The following is a 26,035-nucleotide window of genomic DNA, read 5'->3' as shown; positions in this document are numbered from 1 at the left end:
TGCTCCTTGGTGTCCAAAGGCTCTAAAAAATCGGTCTAAGAATGTTTGCGCTTCTTGTTTTTCTTGTCCTTTGATGTGTTGCTGACAAAAGTTGACGAATTTATTTAGGCTTTGGGGGGTTGCTGCTGTCATTTTTGGTGGGTATACCCTAGGTGGTGTGAGTAGTTACCATGTTATAGGTTATTCCACTTTGGGTAAGTTTAGCTCCCGGACTTCTCTCATAATTAGAGATAGTCTAGGATAATTTAGCTAGAAGTCGGGGATCTGAGGGTGTCTCTAGGGGCGATCGCCTGTACGGTTTTTAAACGCAAAGGTCGCTAAGTAGGCGCAAAGGTTCGCAAAGGTGTTTGTTGACAATATTTTCAAGGGAATATTAGTTTTTAGTACGCAGAAGATTAAATAAGTGAACCGCGATCGCCATTTTGATAGAGACCTTGAAAGGCCCCTGCCATGTTAAAATTATATTATTCCTCCTATTGCCGACCGGATTACCGGTCATCAATCAGCCGAAAAAATGCTTCGGCGTCCACCGATGCCTTATTGAGAATAATAGAACAACTCTGATGGTTAAATCTGCTCCTGCCCCAATTGCCAAGCGTGATCAGCCTTCCAAAGTAGAAGGTATCAAGGAAAGAAGTAATTTTTTACGCGAACCCGTAGCTACACAAATCCTTGAAGATACAACTCATTTTACCGAAGAAGCAGTACAGCTGCTCAAGTTCCATGGCTCCTATCAGCAGGATAACCGCGATAACCGGGTCAAGGGACAGGAGAAAGATTATCAGTTTATGCTGCGGACTAGAAATCCCGGTGGGTTTATACCACCGCAGTTGTATCTGGCTTTAGATAATTTATCTGATGAATACGGGAACCACACATTACGAGTAACTACACGTCAAGGCTTTCAGTTACATGGGATTTTAAAAAAGAATCTCAAGGCTGCGATCGCTAGTATAGTAAAAAATATGGGTTCGACTCTGGGGGCTTGCGGCGACCTTAACCGTAATGTCATGGCTCCACCCGCACCCTTCAAGAATCGCGCTGAGTACCAGTATGCCTGGGAATACGCCAATAATATCGCTGATTTGTTGACACCTCAAACGGGGGCATACTACGAAATTTGGTTAGATGGCGAAAAAATCATTAGTGGGGAAGAAACCGAAGAAGTTAAAGCCGCACGACAACGCAATGGCAACGGTACTATTATTCATGGTAGCGAAGAGCCGATCTATGGCACTCACTATATGCCCCGCAAATTCAAAGTTGGGGTGACTGTACCTGGTGATAATTCGGTAGATTTATATTCCCAAGACCTGACCTTAGTGGTAATCACTAATGACCAGGGAGAACTGGAAGGTTTTAATGTGTTTGCTGGTGGGGGTTTTGGGAGGACACACAATAAGGAAGAAACCTTTGCCAGGGTAGCAGATGAAATCTGCTATGTGGAAAAAAATGATGTTTACGATTTAGTTAAGGCGATTGTTGCGACTCAAAGGGATTATGGCGATCGCACGGAGCGCCGTCATGCGCGATTAAAGTACTTAATTCATGAGTGGGGTGTAGATAACTTCCGTACCCAAGTTGAGGAGTATTTCGGTAAATCAGTCGCTCCTTTCAAACCTTTACCGGAGTTTAAATATTACGATTTCCTCGGTTGGAATGAACAAGGTGATGGCAAGCTATTTTTAGGCATTTCCGTAGAGAATGGTCGAGTTAAAGATGAGGGTTCTTTTCAACTCAAAACTGCTTTGCGGCAAGTTGTGGAGCAATTTAACTTACCCATGCGTTTGACACCCCACCACAACATCATTTTTTACGATATTGAGCCAGAAAATAAGTCAGCCATTCAGGAGCTTCTACACCGTTGCGGCATCGTTGATGATCCCAACACTATTGAACCCCTAGTACGTTATGCTATGGCTTGTCCGGCTTTGCCTACCTGCGGTTTGGCTATTACGGAATCTGAACGGGCAATACCAGGCATTTTAGAACGGATTCGCAACTTATTGGATAACCTAGGTTTACAAAAGGAGCATTTTGTGGTAAGGATGACAGGCTGCCCCAACGGCTGCGCTCGTCCCTACATGGCAGAATTAGGTTTTGTGGGGAGCGCTCCTGAATCTTACCAAGTGTGGCTGGGAGGTTCGCCAAATCAGACAAGATTAGCGCAGCCTTATGTAGACAAGCTACATCATAATGATATAGAAAGCTTTTTAGAGCCGATTTTCGTTTACTTTAAGAATTTTCGGGAATACGGCGAAAGCTTTGGCGATTTTTGCCATCGTCTAGGTTTTGCTGCTCTACGTGAGTTTGCGGATACTTACAAACCTGAAGCTACTAGTAGCAGTAAATCCCGCCATCGAGTTAGTATCCGCGATGAGGTATATACTAAGCTGAAAGCAGCAGCCAATAGTCAAGACAGGCCAATGACTGAGTTGGTGAATGAAGCCTTAGAAGCTTACTTTGAGACTCTGGTGTAAATCAATTCAATAAATATTTTGAACCTTCTCTCCGTGATATTAACTACAGAGTAGGTTTTTTTATGCTTTATGACTGTAGGTAATTAAATTAGCATGGCTCAACTACAAAGAATGGCGATCGCTCTCTCTCAAATTCAAGCAAATGTGATTACCCTGGGTAAGGAGCAACAGCATTATTTAGGCAGGGTGTTACGCTTACGTGGGGGCGATCGCTTTATTGCCATGGATGGTCGAGGAAAATGGTGGTTAGCTCAATTAGAAGGAGAACAAGCCCAGATATTAGAACAATTAAGCGCAGAAAATGAATTACCTGTAACCGTTACCCTCATGGTAGCCTTGCCCAAGGGGAATGGATTTGATGAAATCGTCAGGTATTGTACAGAATTAGGTGTAAGTTGTATTGCTCCGGTATTGAGCGATCGCACCTTACTTAATCCCAGCCCGCAAAAACTGGAACGTTGGCGACGCATTGCTACAGAAGCGGCGGAACAGTCAGAACGCTGTTTTATCCCCACCATCTTGGAACCCGTACCTTTTACTACCAGTATTAGCGCTAATCTGGGAAGTCACCGTTATATTTGTGAGGGACGTGGTGATTATCCCCATTTAAATAACCTGATTGAATCGGACACATCTACAATTACTATTGCCACAGGCCCAGAAGGGGGATGGACTGAAGCGGAAATCAGCCAAGCGATCGCCTGTGGCTTTCAACCAGTATCTCTTGGCCGCCGCATCTTGCGAGCAGTTACAGCGCCAACAGTAGCAATAACCTTAATTTCCGCAGCATTTCACTAGTTAGCAAAAAATCCCCATCACCGCAGTCAGGGGAGTTTCAACCAAGTTAGTTAGAAGTTTTCATTTGTCGTGCCATATCTAGGTAAGAATTCATATTTGCCCCTGGACGGCGGCGACTAGAGCCAGACCCAGTAGGAACAAGATATTTTGGGGCAAAAGTAGTTTCAGTGGCTGGTGTTTTTGTCCCATTAGAGGCTGATACTGTGGTGGGTGTGGCTTGATTAGCTCCGGTATTTTTTGTCGGCTCTACTTTAGTGGTTTTTGAAGCGGTGGGTGCATCTACTGCTGCTGAAACCACCGCAGCCGTACCATTAGCTTTAGGTGATGGGGATACTTGTTGATCTTTAGCTGTAGCTGGTGGTGCTGTATCATCTGCGGATTCATCTAACTCTAAGTAGTAGCCACTGCCTTTTTTACCAGGTAACAACCCAGTAATAAAACCGAAAATACCCGCGATTAACTTTTTGATAAAACCGAACATGAGAATTTCCCCCGTGTTTATATATCTGTAAATAGTTTTATTTCTCTAGTGGAAGCACTTCCCACTGGTAGACATTGAGAGTTAATTATTCAATTTTACTGTAGCTAAGTGCAAGATTTAGAAATGATGCTTAATTAAAATTAATATTTTCCTGTTGGCAGACCCGTGGTAAAAGTGGCATACATTCCTAGTAGACATTGACACTATTAAGGCATTCAATTAAGCACATCCCATATATTCCTATGAATAGCAACAACCTACAGCGTAACTCGGTGTTATTAATACATGGTATTGAAGACACTGGAGCAGTTTTCAATACCATGGCCAGTTATCTCCGACAGCAGGGTTGGCCTGTGTATACCCTGGATCTGGTTCCCAATAATGCTACCCTTGGCCTGGATATTTTGGCACAACAGGTAAGAGATTATATTCTTAATACCTTTGGCCCACACAAACCAATTGATTTAGTAGGCTTCAGTATGGGAGGAATTGTCAGCCGTTACTATGTTCAAAGGCTAGGAGGAATTAACCGCGTACACAGGTTAATTACTATTTCCTCTCCTCACAACGGAACTTTGATGGCCTATGCTTCCCAGCGTCCAGGCTGCTTGCAAATGCGCTCTAATAGTCAATTCATCCAAGATTTAAATGGTGATGCTCAGATATTAGAGCAAATAAATTTTACATCGATATGGACACCTTATGATTTAATGATCGTTCCGGCAAATAGTTCACAAATGCCCGTGGGAAAAGAAGTAGTAGTCAAAGTTCTACTACATCCCTCAATGTTAACAGATCCCAAGAGTTTGGCAGCCGTAGTATCTGCCTTGGCAGAACCCATTAACCCCGGTCACCAATTTCGGAATACTGAGAACTGTCAAAAATCGCCTCTGGGTGGCGGTAATATTTAAATTCCATCAAGTTGTAAAAGGGATCTTCTAAAAAGAAAGTGCGATGCTCCAGGGCTGAACCCACAAAGCGAAGTTTAGGTGATTCCCGAAAAATAAGCTGCTGTTTTTGTGCTTTTTCTAGCAACTCTTCCCAGTCATGTTCTTCAGTAAAAATCAGTCCGAAGTGTCTAGGGTAGATTGTTCTTTGGGGTGATAGAGTTTCCTTTGTGAGGTGAGCTACTAGTTGATGTCCGTAGAGGTTGAGAATTAGCGCTTGGGAATTTTCACGGCCGGGGATGCAGCCGAGTCCATCCACGTAATATGCTTTGGTTTGGGCGATGTTAGTTACAGGGAAAGCCAGATGAAATAAGGTGAGCGCCATAGCCATTATTAATATCAACACAGAAATGGTGAGAACCTGATGCACCAAAACCAGGTTTGTGGTCAAACATACAGTTTAAGATAATTTCAGCTTATATCTTAGTGAAGATGTTGGCGTGGAGTGGGGTGGAAAAGCGATTAACACATCTTTACAAGTTGGTGAGGGTTTTTTCTAGTTTTGCCTGTTTTTTGTGTACTTAACCTGTAATAGGAAAAGAAGGTCGGCATTTTTGGCGTGAAACAGTGGCACAAACTCAACATCCCAGTTCTAAAATTGGTTATCCTGTTGGTATTCTGGCCAAAGTACTCATGATTGATTGCTGATGTTATCTTTTATTGACTTTGCAAATCCCTGGTTAGTAGCCATAGGATTAAACACGGTGCTGTTAGCTTTAGCCTCGATTTTGCCTAAAAAGCTACTTACCCCAGCCGGATTATTTCACGCTTGGTTACTGGGAGTACTCATTTGGGTAACTCTTGGTTGGCCAGGATATCTCGTGGTAATGTTCTATTTTTTGGTTGGTTCTAGTGTAACACGTATTGGCATGGCACAAAAAGAAGCAGAAGGAATAGCTGAGAAACGTTCTGGAGCTAGAGGTCCGGAAAATGTTTGGGGTTCGGCTCTGACTGCTGCTGTGTGTGCGTTGGGGGTAGGAATTCTCAATTCCGGATTACTCATAGTCAGTAACCTTGAGTTTCTACTATTACTGGGTTATGTCGCTAGTTTGAGTACTAAGCTTGCTGATACCACTGCTAGCGAAGTTGGTAAAGCCTACGGTAAGAGAACTTTTTTGATTACTACACTACAACCAGTATCTCGTGGTACAGAAGGAGCAGTGAGTTTAGAGGGAACAATGGCCGGTGTGGTGGCTTCTATTGCGATCGCCTGTGTAGGTTGGGCTGTGGGTTTAGTGGATTTATTAGGAGTGTGTTGGTGTATATTGGCTGCATTTATCGCTACAAATTTAGAAAGTGTGATTGGGGCGACATTGCAATCTAAATATGACTGGCTCACCAACGAAGTAGTAAATATTATTAACACATTAATTGGGGCGATCGCAGCTATGACACTCGCCTTGATTTGGAAAATTACTATTTCCTGATTTTTTCGCCTGATTCTTTAAAAAAACACGCAAGTATTGGCGCATAGTTGATTCTATTATGCGTTAATTTTACCATTATTTTATAATCATCGGTTTTCAGGTGGCTGAGATAGATAGATTTAGTTTATATTTTGGCTCATTTACTTTCTTCATCTGTTCTTTATGGGATTATTTCATGGAATCTTCACCGTTTTTGATAGTTAATGACCGGCCAATTTTTATAAATCAGGCGGTAAAATATCTGCAAGCCTCTGGAAAATTAGCCCATTTTATTGGCGATATTCTCCGCCAATATGTTATTGAACAAGAAATACAATCGCGAGATGATATACACATTAGTCCCGCTTCCACTGAACAGACCATTATTGATTTCCGCCTCAAGAATCAACTCAATGACCCTAAAGTATTTCAGGAATGGCTAAAGGACAATGCCACAGACTACGCTACCTTTTACGAATCAATAGCCCTGAACTTTAAATTAGAAAAGCTGAAAGTTTTAATTACAGAAGCGAAAATTTCCGAATATTTTATCGAGCGCAAAATTTTTCTAGACCGGGTGATAGTTTCCCGAATTATTGTCGAGGATCTAGAAATAGCTGAAGAACTACAAAGCCAAATTGCAGAAGGAGGTAGTTTTGAGCAACTAGCGAAAGAATATTCCCTCGCAGAAGACCGCATGGTTAACGGAATGATGGGACCAGTAAGCCGAGGAACAATACCGGATCAATTAAGAGCAGTTTTTGATATAGCTACTCCTGGACAAGTTGTCGGACCTATAGAAATCGAAGGACGTTACGGCTTATTTCGAGTGGAAGAATTTTTGCCGGCGTCTTTAGAAGATATCCAACTTCAACAATCACTACAAAATGAACTATTTGAGAAATGGCTAGTGGAGAAAATTCAAAAGCTGACGGTCAAACTACAAATGAGCTAAAATCTCTGGATAATCAACGTTTAAAAGTCAACGCCCTAGCTTCTATACCTTGGTATCAACCACCCCTGCGCTGGTTGAGTTCTGAACAACAATCCCAACTGCAAAATCAAGCCCAAATCCGTCAATATCGTTTGGGAGAAAAAATCTGGTCAACCGCAGCAGGTAGTGATCAGTTTTTGATTTTGACTGGTAAAGTCCGCTTACGAGAACAAGAAGAAGGTAAGCCTTTAGCCTCTCTACAAGCTGGTGATTGGTTTGGTAGTTTGTATCAGATGTCTGTAGACTGCAAAGCTGTAGCTGCTAGCAAAGAAGTAGTGGTAGTATGTTGGAGTACGGAACTGTGGATAGAGTTTTCTAGTCCTGAAATTGAAGATTTTTGGCGAACTGGTGGGAAGGACACAGCTGATATTCACCAGAGCAACTTAGAAGTACCAGACCTGACACCGGAACTCAACCCATCCCCAACGGTTGTCACCTCTGCTTATCCCTTTGTAAATAGTGGGAACACCGCTGCTGCTTGCTTAACAATGGTGGCGCAATACTTAGAACATCCGGTGAAATTAGAATGGGTGCAACGCCAACTCAGGGGACAGCGCCCCAAGAATGTGGTGGAGGGGGCTGAGAAGTTGGGGTTAATGGTGCGAAGGTTACAAGTTACCTGGGCTGACTTGCGGCAGTTATCATTTCCAGCTATGCTACAATGGCAACTGGATTCATCCCGGCCAGCTTCTTGGGTGGTAACTTATGGGATGAAAGGATCTAACCTGATTATTGCTAATCCCCTCAATCAGGATTATGCTTGTGAAAGTTTACCCCAGTCGGTGGTTGAGGCTGCATGGGATGGTAGACTCTGGCAAGTTGAACTGATATCTAGTCAAGAAAAATTTAATTTGGGTTGGTTTACCCCAGCAGTTTGGAAGTACCGGAAACTCCTCGCGGAAGTATTAGTGGCATCTTTTACTTTGCAGCTGCTAGGGTTGGGAACTCCACTGATTACCCAAGTTGTCATTGACAAAGTAATGGTGCAGCAAAGTTTGCCCACTCTTGATGTGATGGCGATCGCACTGTTGTTAATTGCGACCTTTGAATCTATACTGGGTATTCTGCGGCTATTTATCTTTACTCATACCGCCCGCCGTTTAGATTTAAGCCTATCGGCTCAACTATTTCGCCATCTCATGCGTTTGCCTTTAGCTTATTTTGAGTCACGGCGCGTGGGAGATACCATAGCTAGGGTTCAGGAACTAGAACAAATCCGCCAATTTCTCACAGGTACAGCATTAACTGTGATTTTAGACAGTTTCTTTGCTGTAGTTTACCTAGTTTTGATGTTTTATTACAATATCCAGCTGACCTTTGTAGCCTTGGCGGTATTGCCTTTATTTGCAGCTTTGACAATTATCTCTACACCAATTCTGCGCAATTGGCTCAATGAAACTTTTAATCGCAATGCGGACAGTCAATCATTTTTAGTCGAGACAGTCACAGGGATCCACTCCGTCAAAGCCCATGCAGCGGAACCAGCAGCACGCGATCGCTGGGAAGGATTATTTGCAAGGTTTGTGCGTACAGGATTTAAAGCCTCTACCACCTCTAATATTAGCAGTAATATCGGTAACTTTCTCACCAATTTTTCATCTTTACTCATTCTCTGGTTTGGTGCCAAACTAGTCATTGAGCAAAATCTCACTATTGGGCAACTTGTCGCCTTTCAAATGCTCTCAGGAAGAGTCACCGGGCCACTATTACGTCTAGTGCAACTATGGCAAAATCTCCAACAAGTGCTACTCTCTGTAGACCGCATTGGTGATATTCTCAACATTGCCCCAGAAGCAGAATCAGGAACAGGCTTAGTTTTACCACCCATCAAAGGTCAAGTTAGCTTCGAGCAAATATTTTTCCGTTACCAACCACACATTGAACCTGTCCTTAAAGGTATCTCCTTCAACGTAGAACCAGGGCAATTTGTGGGAATTGTCGGCCGCAGTGGTTCGGGTAAAAGTACCCTTTCTAAGCTGTTACAACGCCTGTATCAAATTGAATCGGGACGGATTTTAATTGATGGATTTGATGTTAAGAGTGCTGATTTAGCCTCACTACGCCAACAAATTAGCGTAGTTCTCCAAGAAGATTTTTTATTTAATGGCTCCATCTTAGAAAATATTACTCTTGGTAACCCCGATATTACCGCCGAGGAAGTAGTAGAAGCTGCAAGGTTAGCTGTCGCCCATGATTTTATTAGTCAATTACCTTACGGCTATGAAACCAACGTGGGAGAAAGAGGGACGGCTTTATCTGGGGGACAAAGACAACGCATAGCCCTAGCCAGACTCTTTCTATCCTCAGCACCAATTTTAGTTTTAGATGAAGCTACCAGCGCTTTAGACAGTGAAACTGAACAGCAAGTTTTGCAAAATTTACAAAAAGTTTCTAGTAACCGCACTGTATTCCTTATTGCTCACCGTTTCGCACCCCTAAAACGTGCCGATTTGATTTTAGTCTTGGAAAAAGGCGTAATTGCAGAACGAGGTACTCATTTAGATTTGCTACAACAAAAGGGTTTGTACTGGTCACTATACCAACGTCAGCAAGCAAATATTTGATCTTATTTGTGTCTTGGGTGATGCGGTCACAGGGAACCCCTCGCCATGACGATCATAAATCTTGTGGGGTGGGCAGGAAAGCCCGCCCTTTTTTACCTAACTCAGAGGTTGTTTGATAAGTTTTCATCTGTAATTTTCATCACATCTTTAGCCTCTTTAATTGCTGAAATCCAGTTCCCTCCCCTTACAAGGGGAGGGTTAGGGTGGGGTCAAATAATATTCGATACACTAATCATGACTTGACAAACATCCTCTAAACGACGGGAAAAACTATACTTTTAATTATACTTTTTGGTCAAAAAAGAGTCATTTTGCAATTTGATTTCATATTAATTGTGATTAAGGGAGGTAAACTCACCTTTTAAAACCTGGGAAACAGGTTTTAACAAGTGCTGTCAAAAAATATTCTGTTTCATTGAGGAGAAAATATATATGCCCATTGACGATATTAGTCAGACTTTGTTTCCTGATCACGGGCTAAATTCCACCCCTCTCTCCTCCGTAGACACTTTTCAAATCCACGATTATAGCTTGAGCCTCAGTGGTCGGAGTAGTTTTAATTCACCCGATAATCCTGATAATATTAATACAACTTCCGCCCAGACCGCTAACTATAATTTTAATTCTGGCTATGGCTTGATTAACGCCGGAGCAGCAGTAGCAAGAGCTGCTGGTGAAAATACTTTTGCTGATGTTCCTCCTGTGGGTGGTAATAATTGGGGAGCAGATTTAGTCAGAGCACCGGCGGCCTGGGCGCAGGGCTACACAGGTAATGGTGTAGTTGTTGCTGTGTTAGATACCGGCGTTGACTATAATCACCCAGATTTGAAGGATAAGATTTGGACTAATCCCAATGAAATTCCCGGTAATGGCATCGATGACGATAATAATGGCTATATTGATGATGCCCAGGGTTGGAATTTTGTTGACAATACCAACAGTACCATTGATGTTAATGGTCATGGTACTCATGTGGCTGGAACCATTGCTGGAGCAAATAATGGCTTTGGGGTAACTGGTATTGCCTATGATGCCAAAATCATGCCGATTAAAGTTCTCAATGAACAGGGATCAGGCAGCAGTAATACCGTTGCCGATGGTATTTACTATGCTGTGAATAATGGTGCTGATATAATTAATCTCAGTCTCGGTAGTAATTTCCCTAACAGCACATTGGAAACTGCTATTCAATATGCCAGTAGTCAAGGTGTTGTGGTTGTCATGGCAGCGGGTAATAATAGTTACCCATTTCCTGGCTATCCTGCTCGCTATGCCAACAAATGGGGATTGGCTGTGGGAGCAGTTGACAGGAACAGTCAGATGGCTAACTTCTCTAACAGGGCTGGGCTGAATTCTTTTCCCTATGTAACGGCTCCAGGAGTGGGTATTTATTCCTCCCTCCCTGGTAATGAGTATGGTACATATAGTGGTACATCCATGGCCGCTCCTCACGTTGCTGGTGTAGTTGCCTTAATGCTCAGTGCTAATCCTAACTTAACTAATGGCGAAATCCGGGAAATCATTATAGAAACCGCTGGAAATAGTACACCAATACCAGATGCTAACAGGTGGAACATCACCCCTGTAGTTTCACCAGACTATGGCAGGGATGGCGGCAATATTATATTAGCTACTGCTTTAAGTCTGGAAATAAAAGTAACAGATTTTATCAGTGAAAATGCACCTACTTCTAACCCCCCTGCCATTTCTTCCTTTATCAGTCCTATGAATCCAGGGAAACTAGCGGAATTACGGTATTACTATAGTGCGATCGCAGGACTTAGCGGCATGAATGATCATATCTTCAATGCCGATGATATTGATCAAAATAGGGTAGATTTTACCAAAATACGCAAAGTTTTCAATCAATTACGGCGAGGTATAGATATTTTCCGCAGACTTCTACCCATTATTCGCCGATAACAGCAATTACAGCACATTTCGGTCAGGGACACAGAGGCAGGTAAGATACCCACCCCACAAAAATTATATCCTTCATCAGGTTATCACTAAATTATTATCTTATTACCCCTGCCAGTCCTGATGGTGTTATTACCCTCACCAGCATTAATAGTATCATTGCCATTCTTTGTAGTAATGCGGTCATCACCATCACCAGTGGTAATAGTTTGATTGCCATTTCCTGTGACAATGATGTTATCACCGTCACCAGCTGTAATCACACTATTGCCATTTCCTATAGTGATACTGTCATTACCAGTACCAGTGGTAATGTTCTGATTACCATCACCAGTTCTGATGGTGTTATTGCCATCATCAGCACGAATGATAATAGTGGTACCACGTCCTGTGGTTATCCGGTCATCACCCGCACCCGCATCAATAGTGATAGCTCCACCATGACCAGTGCTAATGGTGTTATTGCCATTACCATCCCCAGCATCAATAATAATAGTCCCACCATTTCCTGTGGTAATAGTGTTATTGCCACCTGTAGAGTTAATGCTAATACTGTTACCATTTCCCGTAGTGATGCTGTCATCACCAGCAAGGGTGCTAATGTTTTGATTACCATCACCAGTTCTGATGATGTTATTACCCCCATTAGCATTAATGGTAATCGTGGTACCACGTCCTGTGGTAATCCGGTCATCACCAGTACCCGCATCAATAGTAATCACCCCACCATGACCTGTGGTAATGGTGTTATTGCCATCATTAGCATTAATCCTAATCATGTTCCCAATTCCCGTAGTGATAGTATCACTACCAGCACCAGTGGTAATGTTTTGATTGCCATCACCAGTTCTGATGCTGTTATTACCCTCACCAGCGTTAATGGTAATCGTGGTACCACGTCCTGTGGTAATTTGGTCATCACCCGCACCAGCACCAATAGTAATCACCTCACCATGACCTGTGCTAATGGTGTTATTGCCACCATTAGAGTTAATGGTAATAGTGTCACCATTACCTGTGTTGATATTGTCGTTACCAGCACCAGTGGTAATGTTTTGATTACCATTTCCCGTAGTGATACTATTATTACCAGCACCAGTGGTAATGTTTTGATTGCCATCACCAGTTTTGATGATGTTCTCACCCTCACCAGCGTTAATGGTAATCGTGGTACCACGTCCTGTGGTAATCCGGTCATCACCAGTACCAGCATTAATGGTAATCACCCCACCATGACCTGTGGTAATGGTGTTATTGCCATTACCAGTAGCAATAGTCTGATTGCCATTACCTGTAGTTATCTGGTTATTACCATCCCCTACTGATATGGTATGGTCACCATCTCCTACCCCGATTGTATTATCACCATCACCAGCATCCAATTCTAAGATACCGCCAAACTTGTCAGTGAGATTAATATTATCTGCCCCAGAACCCAGTATGATAGCTAATCTCTCCATCATGCTGTATTGCAAACCAGAATCTAGACCTAAACCATTGATGAAATGATTATGGACTGTTAGCGATGCTCTCAATCCAGATGTATTAGAGGAGAAGTCAAAGTTTAGGCGATCGCTCCCCCCATTCCCCACAATTGAAACCTGAGAATTAGGAATGACTCTAGGATTAATCAGCGTCAAGGTATCATTACCAGAACCCAACATAAAGTTGATTCTTTCTACATTACTGAAGCCATTCCCACCAGGTACACCATTAAGATCAACATCTAGCTCCAAGTCATCGGTACGCTGTGAGAAGTCTTGAACATAGCTATCCGTACCTTGTCCACCATCAAAGAAGACAGAAGCTGTCACAGTTTCATCTGCTGAGATGATGTCATTACCAGAACCCAGTATCAGGTTAATATTTTCCAGTTTGTCATACTCTATGGCTACCGTTAAACCAGTAATTTCTGTTTGAGCAATATTTACAGTCCGTCCAACAGTATCCCCCTGATTTTCGACATTTAAGGTATTTGTACCATCACCACCATCAATAATCACTGACTCTGGAGAATTATTAGCACCCGCACTCACAGGAAGATTAGTCAGATTCACCGTATCGTTACCAGAACCCAATATCAGCTTCATTCCTTGCACATTAGCATAACTCAGGTTTGCAGCCAGTGCCGAGTTTTGCAGGTTAATAGTGAGATTTAAATCATCGGTTCTAGCTGAGAAATCTTGCGCAAATGTATTCTTACCTCCACCACCATGGACGAAGACATTAGTTGTCGTCACCGTTGCAACTGCTAAAACCTCGTCATCATCATTACCCAGATTCAGGTTAATATTTGCCAGACCACTATAGTTAATTTCAGACCCTAACCCAGTAATGTCCGTTGGGGTAATATTTACAGTTCGTCCTTCATCATCCCCTTGATTGTTGATATTTAAGGTATTTGTGCCATCACCACCATTCACAGTTACAGCAGCAGTGAAATCATTGAGAGTATTACTGCTATTACCAAAATTAATCACATCATCACCACCATCGGTATTGATCGTGGTAACTTGAGCTGCTTGATTCAGATTAATGGTATCGGCATCATCCCCGGTGGTAATAGTTAAACTACTGCCTGTAATACTACCATTCAAACTCACAGTAGCCCCAGTACCCACATCAGCAGTACCTAAATCTGCTTCTATAACAATATTGCCCGAAGCGTTCAAAGTGGAATTATTCTCCAGGGTAACATCGTCACCAGCTTGCAAGGTAATATTTCCAGTAGTGCTGAGAGTGACACCATCACGGATGATTATGTAATCCTCATTTCCAGCAGATTCCGTGGCGACTATACTGATATCTCCAGTGGAGATGATATCCTCTGCTTGGATAACAGGACTACGAGCTCTGATATTAACACTACCAGTGGTATTCACAGCACCCATAGTTAAAGCCCCGACATTTTCCAGGTTGAGTGACCCACTAAGGTTAATGTTACTCGCCGTCATCTCGCCTTGATTACGAATATAAGCATTACCACCATTACTTACATTCAGTTGACTCACCGCAGTTTGCACTACATTACCTTCACTGCCAATATTTCCAGTACCATTTACAGATAGAGAATTGGCTGTAATCCCTGTATTTGAAGTGGTGATAGTCCCATTAGCAGTGATAGTAATATCTGTACCAGTAGCAGCGACATTATTGAGGATATTCCCTATCAATGATACCTTATCACCTTGCACATGATTAACATCCATGGTGTCAGCCGTGATAGTAATATCTGTACCAGTAGCAGTGACATTATTGAGGATATTCCCTATCAATGATACCTTATCACCTTGCACATGATTAATATTGATGGTCTCAGTCGCAGTGATAGTAATATCTGTACCAGTAGCACTGACATTATTGAGGGTATTCCCTATCAAGGATACCTTATCACCTTGCACATGATTAACATCCATGGTGTCAGCCGTGATAGTAATATCTGTACCAGTAGCAGTGACACCATTCAAATTAGAACCCGTCGCATTGACCCTAATAGTACCACGATTAGCAACCCCTGCATTTAAAGTCGCATTTTGACTATTAACTGTTACATCAATATCCTTCAACGCGTTTAGGGTGATATTTTCAGAAGTCAGCGCAGCACCATTAGTAGTTCTCACACTACCACCCACCAAAGTACCATGCTCATTAAAGTAACCCATGGAACTGACTGTTAAATTAGTTGTAGTGGGTACTGCACCCAATTCTAGGTCACCACCAACACTAATTTCCACATTACTTGCTTGATTCAGCATTTCCATTAAATTGATATTACCCAAGTCCCTTTGAGATTTGAGAATCAATTTATCTGCAACCGCTTCAAAAGCAGTGCGATTAGTTTGTAACTCACCCGCAGCTTCAGCTAATTTAATTCCCCCTGCTAACTCTGACCGCATTTTAGCCTGGAGGTTTAAAGCACTGGTGTCACTAACCTCAGTCATGTACAATTCTACACGTTTGTAATGGTGGTTCTCGGCAACTTCAGTCCGGTCAGCCTCATTAACATATATGGTTTTATTCTCAGGAATACCAGAACCTGTATCCTCTAAGACTATATAACCATATTTACCAGAGCTATCTTGACGACTGTAAACTGTAGTGCTATTGGGATTATCTTTGTAGTAAATACGTTCAGCCGAGTCTAAGACACCATTATTATTCGCGTCATTATAGTAGACATATCTACCTGTTTGACTTTCCCTTTCATGGTAGGAAACCGTATTTAAAATAGGTACTAGATTTAACCCGGCTTTAGCTGTAGTATCCGTCAAGAGTTGCAGAGCAGCATCATAAACCTTGATGTCGCCTATCTGAGCTTCATCTAGAGCCTTATCTAGGTAATAGTCCTGTTTACTTGTCGTATCCCTATATCTATAGTAACCTGCGTACTGTCCTGTAGTTTGTAGATTACCTCTAGCTATCAGGTTGATAACTTTTTCAGTACCTGCTCGCGTCAAGTTCTTAAAGGATTCGGGAGAGATAACAATGTTATCAGAACCCACCGCTAACGCAATTTCACCTGTCGTGGTCTTTGGTAGTATTATTCCACCTTGCACAACACCGGACTTACCTCTACCCAGGGTAATATCATTGGCATCTAGGGTGATTTTTGAGTCTATATCTAAGGCTTGGTTAGCATCCAGAATTAAGGTGTCAGCTTTGAGAATAGTATCCTCATTGAGGACATTAATTACTACATCACCTGTGACACTTCTTAAATCAATGGTTCCCGTGTTGGGAACAGTTAATTGAGCGGATGTCACCAAACTACCCTGATTGACAACCTCAATATTACCTGTGGTAGAAGTCATCACAGGCATATTCAATGCACGTTTACTAATACCCTTGATTTTAATATTACCATCAGCGGTGGCAGTGATTTCTCCTAAGTCAACTTCTAATAATCCTATATCACTACCCGTACCAGTAGCGGTGAGGTTGGCTTTGAGAGCAATTAATTCTGGTTCGTCATCATCGGAATTGACGGCGAGTATATCACCATTGGCTGTCAGGTTAACTTGGGTGTAGCTGACCAAATTACCATCAGCATCATAATCACCGTAATGACCTAGGTTAATTTCCCCAATGGTCATGTTACCACCAGAGGTCAAGTTAAAGCTGCGCGCTACAGCATTATTAACCAATGTCACCAGTTCTGCTGTCAGGGTTCCCGATGTGGTCAGGTTAAAGTTACCATCCCCAATCTGAGCAGTAGTAACTATCAAGTCCCCAGAGATATTATCAATAGTGACATCACCAGCACCGGTTTCTATACTCAGGTTGCTGACTGCTGTCTTCAGATTCACCGCACCACCCACGATGAGGTTTAAGCTTTCCATAGTCAGGGGGGTGCTGTTATTAGTGCTGATACCACCACTGTTGAGGGTAATTTCACCACCAGCGGCTAAGTCGTTACCAGCGGCTAATTCTAGGATTAATTCCCCGGATGTCTTAATCCTTAAGTCATTATCAGCTTGTACCTTCTTAACGGTGACTGCTTTGTCACTGATAATGGTGATATTATTGCCCTCTGTTAAGGCTTCGATATGTTCTAAGTTAATATCACCCAGGGCGTTAATACTAATATTGCCATCGGTAGTAGTGACAACGCTGTTAATACCGTTACTGTCCTTCTCATCTAGGATGAGGTCAATATTACCCAGGTTGGTGTTAATGATATTAACATTAGTGCCTTTGAGGTTGGCATTAATGCCAGATTGACCGTTGAGGTTGATGGTGTTGGCAGTGATTAAACCATGTTCCAGGTTGCCATTATCATTCACTAAGTAATTATTAATGGTTCCCTGGGTTGCATTGAGGGTGACAGCATCAGCGACTATCCAACTAGAGGGGAGGTCGATATTACCAGTATTAGCTGTGAGGGTGAGGTTACCACTGGTGTGGATGTCTGTGTATTTGTTACCCGTGATGTTACCACCCGCTACCGCTGTCATGGTGTTACCATTGAACCGGTTGAGAATGTGCAAATTTTGACCAGCATTCAAGTGGATTTGGGCGGTGGTGGTGGTTACGCCATCATAGTGAATGTCCCCTGTGGTGGTGAGGGTAACAGCGCCGGTATCTGCTAGTAATTGGCTGTTATCTGTGATGTTGATGGTATCGGCGGTGATGCTGATGCTGTTGGCTTCCAGATGGGAGGGTGCGGCTAAGGTGTCACCATCATTATTATCTGGTAGTTTGCCTTCAATGTTCACAACCCCAAGGGTGTTGATGTTCAGGGTGCTGTTGGGGTTAGTGGTGATTAATTTGCCGATGATGCTGATGTTGCCTGTGGCATCTATATTAATACCATTACCTGCGGTCATCGTGTCTCCGACAAATTCCCCGTAGGCTTTTTGGTTGGGGTCTGTGGTGCGTTCTGTTACCCAGATGGTCTGGTCTTCGGTGATGTTTTCGGTGCGGTATTTGGTGTTGGTTTGGGTGGAGACGCTCTTGAGGAGGATTTCCCTGGTTTCGTACCGGGGGCGGTTGTCGTAAACATCTTCCGGGTTGCTCACCCATTGATATTGTAAGGTGTGTCGTTGGTCACGGATGGCGGTGTTGGTTGATGTCCAGTTGTACCAGTAGTCGTATTGGGTTTCGTGTACTGGAATTTCCGCTGGACCCGATGCGTTTATTCCAGTGTTCGGTAAATCATTCCACAGCCCACCAGCACCAAAACCCAGTTCTCCATAATCTTCATCACCAGAATTATTGGGTTCGCCTGGATGCCAGTTTGTATAGGTTACAGGTTCACCACTTACCCATCTCCACACACCCTCTTGAGCCGCATCTGTAAATCCAATCCATATTCTTATTCCTAAAGGAGCAAAAACACTAGTTAACCAGGCATTTTCCTCTGCAGAGTTGATTGTCACCAAGTTTCCTCCCTGACTTTGTGCCCAAGACTGAGCAGAAGTCCATGTTCCGGTGGGCGATAGCTTATAACTACTGCCAACATTCCGTACATAACGCCCCTGAGAACTTAGGGGACTAGCATCACGGTTAGCAGTGGTAATGAAGTAAGTACCCGGTGCAAAAGCGTTCGTTCCACGTATATCATTGGCGGGTATTTTGCCGTCACCATACCATTCCGGAGTTTGACTACGATTTAAAGCACTGAAGGGATTGGTGACAGGATTAATCCCACCGTTAAACTCATTAATAGAATAGTTGCGCTTGCCATTACTATCGTAGGATACAGCCCAACGCGCCGGACTCTTGTCATAGTCCCATGTATAAGTATTACCAGGTATACTAAAGTCCGTTACAGTAGACCTATCCTGAGTATACTTAACCCTAGCCGTATCCCAATAATAACCCACATTCTCCTGCCACCTGGTCTCAGTCCCCTGAGACACCACCCGCAACACATCCTCAATATTAGAACCCTGGGGAACCCGAATATACTTATTCTGTCTGGGATCAGCCGTATTACTCCAACCCGCCACCGGTACATTAATAATCGTCTTATTCGTATTATTCGCCCAATCAGGACTCCAACCTATCTGAGTCGCATTACCATTAATCACCTGATTAATCTTGGCATTAGTGTAGCCGAAATCATACAGCTTATGATATCCCAACTGACCCAAAATCACCAACTGCTGGTCAGGGGACAAATCCTCAAACAAATGATCCGCCCTCGGTCTACCCGCCACAGTCCAATCTACACTATGGGTAACCCCATTAATAGTCAACTGTCCACTATCATTGAGGAAATAATCCACCTGATTAACAAAGTATTCCCGCTCCTGACCCGTCGTCGGATTCCAGTAACTATCCTGAGTTAAGGTCACATCCATAGTGTAGAACTTACTACCTACCCGCACCCTATCAGTACCCACCTGCTCCGTCGCCATAGTGGGAACCCAATTCACCACCTCCACCTCAACCGTACCATCAGCCACCACCTTAGTACCCGTTACCACCGGTACTGTAATCGCCCGTTGACTAATCACCGGAATAGATACAGCCTTTGTTCCTACACCCAAGCTAGAGTCAGCATCTACCCGCACTGTACCACCAGCCAGGACATTAATAGTCCCCACAGTCGCCTCTAAAGTTCCCGCACCATCAACTATGACATTACCGCCACTGAGTTGCTCCCTGGTAATAGAACCTCTGAGAGTATCTAAAGACCAATCAGCACCAATACCCGCCCGGATATTCACATTACCATGAGCCTTAGCCAAACCACTAATATTGATATCACCCACTGCATTCAAGCTGATATCTTCACCATTCCCACTGAAGATATAGCCCTGTAACCACAGACTATTACCCCTAACTTCCACATCAGCGATAGAATCCACCAACGCCCTAGTTAAAGGAGCCTTACTCCTAGCAATTACCACCTCATCAGTCCCATGAATTTGAATAGATGGGTCACTTAAACTCAAATTCCCACCACCATAGGTTTGAATCAGAGCATTATTCGGTAACTGTGAATCCTTGGGTTCATCTTCTCTATAATCCACTAAATACAGGTTCCTACCCTGGATAATCACCTGACTCTTAGCCCCAATGGCATTATCAATGAAGATATCCCCTGTATTCCCCTCACTCACAATCGTGATTTTATCCGGGTTCACCGTTGAGCCATTCACTGGTGCTACCTGTCCACTCAGAACTATACCACCCTCAGCACTAATATTAATCACACCGTGAGCCGCAGTTTCTAAAGTACCCCCACTCACACGGGTTAAACTCTCAGGAGCAGCATTACTCAACACCGGTGCTGCATCCACAGCCAATTTCACCCCATCCGCATCAACATACTCACCATCACCATTAATGTAGAATCCAGAACTATTAACTAACCTACCTTCACCATCCCGATAAATTAACGGTGTCAGCATCAAGCCATAACCATCAGTTCCCGTACCACCATCTACATTCAAGGTGTGAGCTGCTTTCAAATACCCATTAATGAACACTAACCCCGTACTATCAATGGTGATATCAGCACCATCATCATAGGTTTGTATTAAACCATCAATGGTAATCTCATCAACAGTAATATTAACCTGACTATCCCTAGTATCCTCTAAACTGCCTATTTCTCCAAATCCAGCAGTAGCATCACCCTTGATGTTACTCAGACTATTCATGGAGAACTGGGCACCACTAATATTAACACTTCCCGTCACCTGAGCCGAACCACCACGGGTGACCATCTCTGCACTACCATCAGCACCCGCACCACCAAAGGTAATCTCATCAGCATTGATATTCAGGTCGGCTCCCTTACCAGTCCAAGTAACGTTATTATCCAGTAATTGCGCCCCCGCGAGTAGAGAACCCACCACATTCACTTGGGAAGCACTCACGTTAATATTACTGTCATCACCACTGCTGAGAATCCGCACCCCAGAACCAATATTGACTACAGTCTCCACAGCCAAGGTCACATGAGCAACACCAGCCAAATCAAACCCTTGCTGTTGATAGTTGCCATCAACCGTAATAGTGCGACCTAAGTTAATCGTACCACCAGCCAGGGTCAAACCTTCTCCCGCACCCGTCACCAACACCTGACCATTATAAGCCCTAATTTCATTAGCCGCCGTAATCTGCACAGAACCTTGGCTAATGACATTACTCATCAAAGTGACATTATTTGTCGCATCAATCAAGACCTCTACAGTATCAACATTGCCATCACCTTGGGTATGTTGGACAAAACCATCCAAGTTAATATTCTTACCCGTCATCCTCACATCCGCATCAGTGATGATTCTGCCGGAAGTCCCTCCCAAGGTCAAATCTCCTGATGTGGCAACAATCTCAATATCTGTCATGGTGACACTACTATCACCAAGGGTGCTATCGATCAAGATATCATTTACACCCCTAATACTAACCGCACGACCGTTAATCTTACTCGTACCAAAGGTATGAATACTCATTTCCCCTGGTACTGGTGACTCCTCTACCCCCGCAGTTAACCTGACCTCATCCTGAGCAGTGAGACTACCATATAAATCAATGGTATTTTTCGCAGTAATCGTTACATCAGAATCAGCCCCACCAGCAATAATACTACCCTTAAGTACCCCATAACTACCAATATTGAGGGCAATACTACTATTACGGGTTTCTAGCAACCCTGTAACATCTAACTCAACATCATCCCCACCATCTGGTAACTTACTACTGTAGAGGTTAATTCTTTCATAACCCAACACCTTACCCGCAATATACAACTTACCATTAGGTCCTGCGGGTGCGCCAATATTCACCACTGAACCCACTTGATCTGCTTTGATATTGTAGGGCAGACTAGAGGTTAACTCTGTAACCAGATTAGTAAATCCTAATAACTCAGGATTAATAGAACCGTCCTTGACCAGTTTAATCGCGTAGGAACTAGTTAACATCAACCGTCCCTCCCGCACTTTCACCTCTAGGTCATTATTATCAATCCCTGTATAAATACTCCCCACAGACTGAACATTACTATCATCTGTGCTAATCACAGTCCAGGTCGCGGCTTTAATGGCGTTATTTAAATCTTCTGTCAGGTTACCCACCTGAGTATTATCACTAGTAGCTGCTGTAGATAGAGTTACCAAAGCCTCAATTACAAACCCTAGCTTATCAATCTGTAATCTCAGGGTAATATCTTGACTAGTCACCCCTGTAGCTAATTCATAGAAACCACTCGCCTCTATTTCATTGGTGTGTGCTGGGGCTAGTATATCAACTCTACCAGGAGCATTGAGATTAATGGTACTATCTTCTCCCCAAGTAGCAATCTGAGTAGAACCATAGATGACCATCCCCTTACCAGACTCATCACTACCACCCACTAAATCAATTAACTTACCAGCCTTTAAAGTTTGCCCAATTCTGATTTGGTTATCAGCATTCACCTGAATACTAGAGTCTGCATTCAAATTATAATGCACATATCGACCCATGTATTGACCTGTGGCATCCCGTACCACTTCTACCGTACCACCAGGTAATAATAACCCTTGAATATCCACATCCTCAGCGGCGTTAATTTCAATCACACTATCCAGAGCATGGGTTACCAACTCACTAGCTGCTTGGATATATGTACCAATACCAGATTCATTACCACCACCATTAATAGTGATATTATCATGGGCGAACAAGTAACCACCAGTTTCTATAGCTTCCCCACCCTGATTAACCGTTCTCCCACCAATAAAGGCTTGACCTTCGGAAGTAATATCAATTTTACCGTAGTTCCCAGACCAGTTAACAGTTTGAGATAACAGATTACCTTGACTATCAAAGGTTTGGAGGAGCTTACCACCAGCTACTAAGGTTCCCATCATTTCCATGTTACCCCGGTTATTCATGGAAATTAACGCCCCACTAGATGTCAGTCCTTCAGCAGTGACACCCCCCGCAGTGGTAATGATTAACCCCACACCATTATCATCATCCCCAGCTATCCCACCATTGAGAGCAACGGATTTAGAAGCTAATAACCCTGTATCTAAGAAGATTTGCTCACCCGCGGTAATAGTAACAGTAGAGTCAGGACCAGTAAAGGTAACCCCATTTTCCCCAATTGTACCCCCAGCAACTACCGCCCCCAAGATATCTATATCCTTCGTACCTTCAATATTAATGGCACTACCAGCTAAATTACTATTCACCTTGGCTGTGGTGTGGATGTAGACACTGGAACCATCAATATTATCGCCTTTGGCGTTGATGTTAATAGTGTCGGAGACATTCAACCAACCTTCAATATACAACCAACCATCAGAAGCCAGATTCAACCGGGAATTGTTGCCATTAACATTGATATTACCCCGGATAATCACATCATCCGTAAATTCTAAATTCAGGTCGGTGTCATCTGCACCAGTGGTCAGAGTTCCCGTTAAGAACAGGGAGAAGGGGTCTGCTTCTCTGTCTTGAATATCTTTGAGATATAACTCATCTGGCAGAGCTACACTCAGGTAATCATCATATTTCGGTAAGCGGGAAGTATTAGCCACCAATGTCATAGTACTTTCGGTAGTCACCGCACCGGGGATAAACATTCCGTGACTAGTTTCCAGATATAGGGTATCTGCGGTGACTTCTCCCACTATCATGTCACCCGTACCCACTCTAATATCAACATCACCGATGACATTCACCCGCTCAATGATTAAGTCATCAGATACTTCCCGGATGTAGGCGTTACCATCAGTAACTACTATCAAATCACCATCAGTTACAGAATTGGTGTCAATGTGGAAGAACTTATCACTACTACCAATATCTTTACCCGATTCTAAGGTGACGTTTCTACCAGTGACTACTCCATCTATGGTATCTACAATCCCTTCTGGTGTGCGTAAACCCACATCAAATTTAGTGTTAATCACACCAATTCGTAAATCTCGTTCTGGAGAGTTGAGGTAAATCGCCCCTTGGTCTGTCCCTGTGGATGTCGCATTAATCACCCCATTGTTCAGCAAGTCAATATCTAGGTAGTTGGCATATTCACCAATGAAACCTGCTTCCGACTCAATATTAATAGATGTAGCCTCAATATTCATTTCATCAGGATTAGCATCACTGATGTAACCACGTACCTGTAAATCTACGTTATTGGGTGTAGTGATGTTATTCAGGTAGACATTGGCTGCTGGTACTTCAATTTTCACATCACCGCCCACATTTACCTGATTAATAAATAGGGATTTATCCCCAATGTGGCGAATGTAAGTATCTCCCGCTGATTCCGTACTCAGTCCTCTATTAATCTTGATGTCCCCAAACAAGTTGACCCGGAAGGGATTATCAGCGGTATTTCCTTGAATATTACCTTGGGAGACTAACAGCACATTACCAGTGGTGCTAATACCTGCGGTGGTGTTGGGGATGTAGTTATCAATAATATCCCCTGGAGATTGTAGCCGCACATCGCCCCCGGCGGTGATGCGGTTAATTTTCAATGTGCCGGAAGATTGCAACGCCACCCCTCCCCCAGCGTCAATGGTGGGTGAAGCATCAGGGACATCTATATCGAGGTCATCAACTAATTGTAAACCTACATATTCAACAATGGTCTTATCTGCTACTAATTGCCCGTTCTGTAGATTTACAGCATTTGGTGCATCTGTGCCATAGTCTGGGGTGATTTCCCGCCATACCCTCGTATCTATGTAGATTTGTTGACTTAAGTCAATTTCTCCACTTTCCCCCAGATACTCATACAGTCCGTATTCTGTGGGGTTGTATTCTGCTAAGACTCTTTGACCGGTGGTGATATTTACCTTTTGCTCAACCAGTTTATCAGTACCAGTCGCAAATTCCGGGGTGATTTTTTCCCATACACTGGTGTCATTGAAATCTGTCTCACTGAGATTCAGATCACTGAGACCACCACCAATATATCTATAAGTGGCATAGATGACCCCCGCCACATCACTCACCGCCGCATTGGAAAGGGTTTTCTTGTCTTGGGTAGACAAGGCTCTAAAGCCATTAGATAAATCTATGGCTACCATATCCCCGATCTCACCTATTTGTCCCCCGGCGCTGATGGTGATATTGCGAGCGATAATATTATAGTCTTCTGAGCTTCTGATAGCTGAACCAGTGTCTATGGATTCCGCACCGGGGTACAGGTAGTTATACAGGGTGAAGGATAGGGGATATTTGAGGGATTCCTCATCAACACCCAGTTCTAATAGTCGGGGATCTATGGTTGCATTTTCCATCTTGTCACTCAGTCTGGGATTTTCTTTCAACCCGTCAAAAATCCCCCCGGCGGAATCTAGATACACATTCTCTGGGGTAGTAATGGAGATCACATTCATATCCCCTACTACCTGACGAATGTAGATATTATCCTGGGCTTCGGCTTTGACACCACCCCTGTCAATACCTGCAAAGCTATAACCAATGCTATTACCACTATTAACTCTTAACCACTGAGATTCAGTTCCTAAACCCTCTTGAGTTTCCAGGGTAATAGTGCGCCCCCCAATCACCGCACTATTATTCTCCATGGTGATACCCTGGGGTGCTTTGATGGTGAGATTACCGTTATTAGATTTAATATTACCAGCAACTAAACTACTGCTCTGGTTATCTTGAGAAATGATGGTTAAGTTGACGTGACCCATCCCGGAGACATTAATGGGTTGTAAACCACCTTCTACTATTAAATCTATATTCCCATTGAAGGATGTAAAGTTCAGTTGTGCTCCTGGTTGTACTTCCGCCACATTCTTGGTATTAGCATAAATGACACTGGATCCGCCATTTCTGATATAGTTACCAGCTAGCTGTACGCGATTACCAGGAGAGTCGATATCACCTTGGAGTTCTAACCCTCCCACACTGGTTACAGATATATTAGCGTTATTGGCACTTGGTCCTTGGATAAACTCCACATCAATGGGGTAGTCACCCTTTAAGGTGTGGGTGTAAAAGTCCTTGAGTCCCCTAATAGTCGTG

At 43.3% G+C, this 26,035-nt stretch carries 10 protein-coding genes (1 of these 10 only partly in view); 7 read left to right on the top strand and 3 right to left on the bottom strand.

The window, feature by feature from the left end; translation table 11 throughout:
• Positions 1-563 precede the first annotated feature (563 nt).
• Positions 564-2,480 carry a sulfite reductase, ferredoxin dependent gene (gene sir / locus NWP21_RS03570; protein ID WP_280791638.1) on the top strand — a complete coding sequence of 639 codons (1,917 nt, stop codon included), beginning with the start codon at positions 564-566 and terminating at the stop codon, positions 2,478-2,480.
• Positions 2,481-2,573: 93 nt separating this feature from the next.
• Positions 2,574-3,278, top strand: a complete 705-nt coding sequence (locus tag NWP21_RS03565) for a 16S rRNA (uracil(1498)-N(3))-methyltransferase (protein ID WP_280791637.1) — start codon at positions 2,574-2,576, stop codon at positions 3,276-3,278.
• Positions 3,279-3,324: 46 nt separating this feature from the next.
• On the opposite strand, the gene NWP21_RS03560 is transcribed toward NWP21_RS03565, so the two are convergent.
• Positions 3,325-3,759 (bottom strand): hypothetical protein, encoded by a 435-nt coding sequence (locus NWP21_RS03560; protein ID WP_280791636.1) that lies wholly within the window; start codon positions 3,757-3,759, stop codon positions 3,325-3,327.
• Positions 3,760-4,001: 242 nt separating this feature from the next.
• Here NWP21_RS03560 and NWP21_RS03555 point away from each other — a divergent pair, with 242 nt between their 5' ends.
• The gene (locus NWP21_RS03555) at positions 4,002-4,670 is read left to right on the top strand and encodes a triacylglycerol lipase (RefSeq protein ID WP_280791635.1); all 669 of its coding nucleotides are present in this window, start codon (positions 4,002-4,004) and stop codon (positions 4,668-4,670) included.
• Here NWP21_RS03555 and NWP21_RS03550 read toward each other — a convergent pair.
• On the bottom strand, positions 4,600-5,031 hold the full coding sequence (locus tag NWP21_RS03550) for a VOC family protein (RefSeq protein ID WP_280791634.1): 432 nt from the start codon (positions 5,029-5,031) through the stop codon (positions 4,600-4,602). The genes NWP21_RS03555 and NWP21_RS03550 overlap by 71 nt on opposite strands.
• A gap of 322 nt (positions 5,032-5,353) precedes the next feature.
• Here NWP21_RS03550 and NWP21_RS03545 point away from each other — a divergent pair, with 322 nt between their 5' ends.
• The 4 genes from NWP21_RS03545 (at position 5,354) to NWP21_RS03530 (ending at position 11,593) form a co-directional block, all read left to right on the top strand.
• A complete protein-coding gene (locus NWP21_RS03545) occupies positions 5,354-6,133 on the top strand; it encodes a TIGR00297 family protein (RefSeq protein WP_280791633.1) in 780 nt (259 codons plus the stop codon).
• Between the two features lie 175 nt (positions 6,134-6,308).
• Positions 6,309-7,067 (top strand): peptidylprolyl isomerase, encoded by a 759-nt coding sequence (locus tag NWP21_RS03540; RefSeq protein ID WP_280791632.1) that lies wholly within the window; start codon positions 6,309-6,311, stop codon positions 7,065-7,067.
• The gene (locus NWP21_RS03535) at positions 7,016-9,670 is read left to right on the top strand and encodes a peptidase domain-containing ABC transporter (RefSeq protein WP_280791631.1); all 2,655 of its coding nucleotides are present in this window, start codon (positions 7,016-7,018) and stop codon (positions 9,668-9,670) included. Before NWP21_RS03540 ends, NWP21_RS03535 begins: the two co-directional genes overlap by 52 nt.
• 432 nt (positions 9,671-10,102) lie before the next feature.
• Entirely contained in the window at positions 10,103-11,593 is a 1,491-nt protein-coding gene (locus NWP21_RS03530) for a S8 family peptidase (RefSeq protein ID WP_280791630.1), read from the top strand.
• Between the two features lie 86 nt (positions 11,594-11,679).
• Here the strand turns inward: NWP21_RS03530 and NWP21_RS03525 are convergent, their stop codons facing one another.
• Positions 11,680-26,035 carry the final stretch of a lectin-like protein gene (locus NWP21_RS03525; RefSeq protein WP_280791629.1) on the bottom strand. The gene runs 14,696 nt beyond the window's last position, so only the last 14,356 of its 29,052 coding nucleotides appear in the window; the start codon falls outside the window, past its right edge; its stop codon occupies positions 11,680-11,682.

It is taken from the genome of Anabaenopsis sp. FSS-46 (assembly GCF_029891665.1).
In the GTDB taxonomy this organism is placed as follows: domain Bacteria; phylum Cyanobacteriota; class Cyanobacteriia; order Cyanobacteriales; family Nostocaceae; genus Anabaenopsis; species Anabaenopsis arnoldii.
The sequence above is the reverse complement of the archived record's forward strand: the minus strand, read 5'-3'. Positions and strand labels throughout refer to the sequence as shown.

What these genes read in the sequence shown, in the direction of transcription:
- sir (WP_280791638.1), top strand. Translation starts at nt 564, where the DNA reads ATGGTTAAATCTGCTCCTGCCCCAATTGCCAAGCGTGATCAGCCTTCC.
- NWP21_RS03545 (WP_280791633.1), top strand. Translation starts at nt 5,354, where the DNA reads ATGTTATCTTTTATTGACTTTGCAAATCCCTGGTTAGTAGCCATAGGA.
- NWP21_RS03555 (WP_280791635.1), top strand. Translation starts at nt 4,002, where the DNA reads ATGAATAGCAACAACCTACAGCGTAACTCGGTGTTATTAATACATGGT.
- NWP21_RS03550 (WP_280791634.1), bottom strand. Translation starts at nt 5,031, where the DNA reads ATGGCGCTCACCTTATTTCATCTGGCTTTCCCTGTAACTAACATCGCC.
- NWP21_RS03535 (WP_280791631.1), top strand. Translation starts at nt 7,016, where the DNA reads ATGGCTAGTGGAGAAAATTCAAAAGCTGACGGTCAAACTACAAATGAG.
- NWP21_RS03565 (WP_280791637.1), top strand. Translation starts at nt 2,574, where the DNA reads ATGGCTCAACTACAAAGAATGGCGATCGCTCTCTCTCAAATTCAAGCA.
- NWP21_RS03560 (WP_280791636.1), bottom strand. Translation starts at nt 3,759, where the DNA reads ATGTTCGGTTTTATCAAAAAGTTAATCGCGGGTATTTTCGGTTTTATT.
- NWP21_RS03540 (WP_280791632.1), top strand. Translation starts at nt 6,309, where the DNA reads ATGGAATCTTCACCGTTTTTGATAGTTAATGACCGGCCAATTTTTATA.
- NWP21_RS03530 (WP_280791630.1), top strand. Translation starts at nt 10,103, where the DNA reads ATGCCCATTGACGATATTAGTCAGACTTTGTTTCCTGATCACGGGCTA.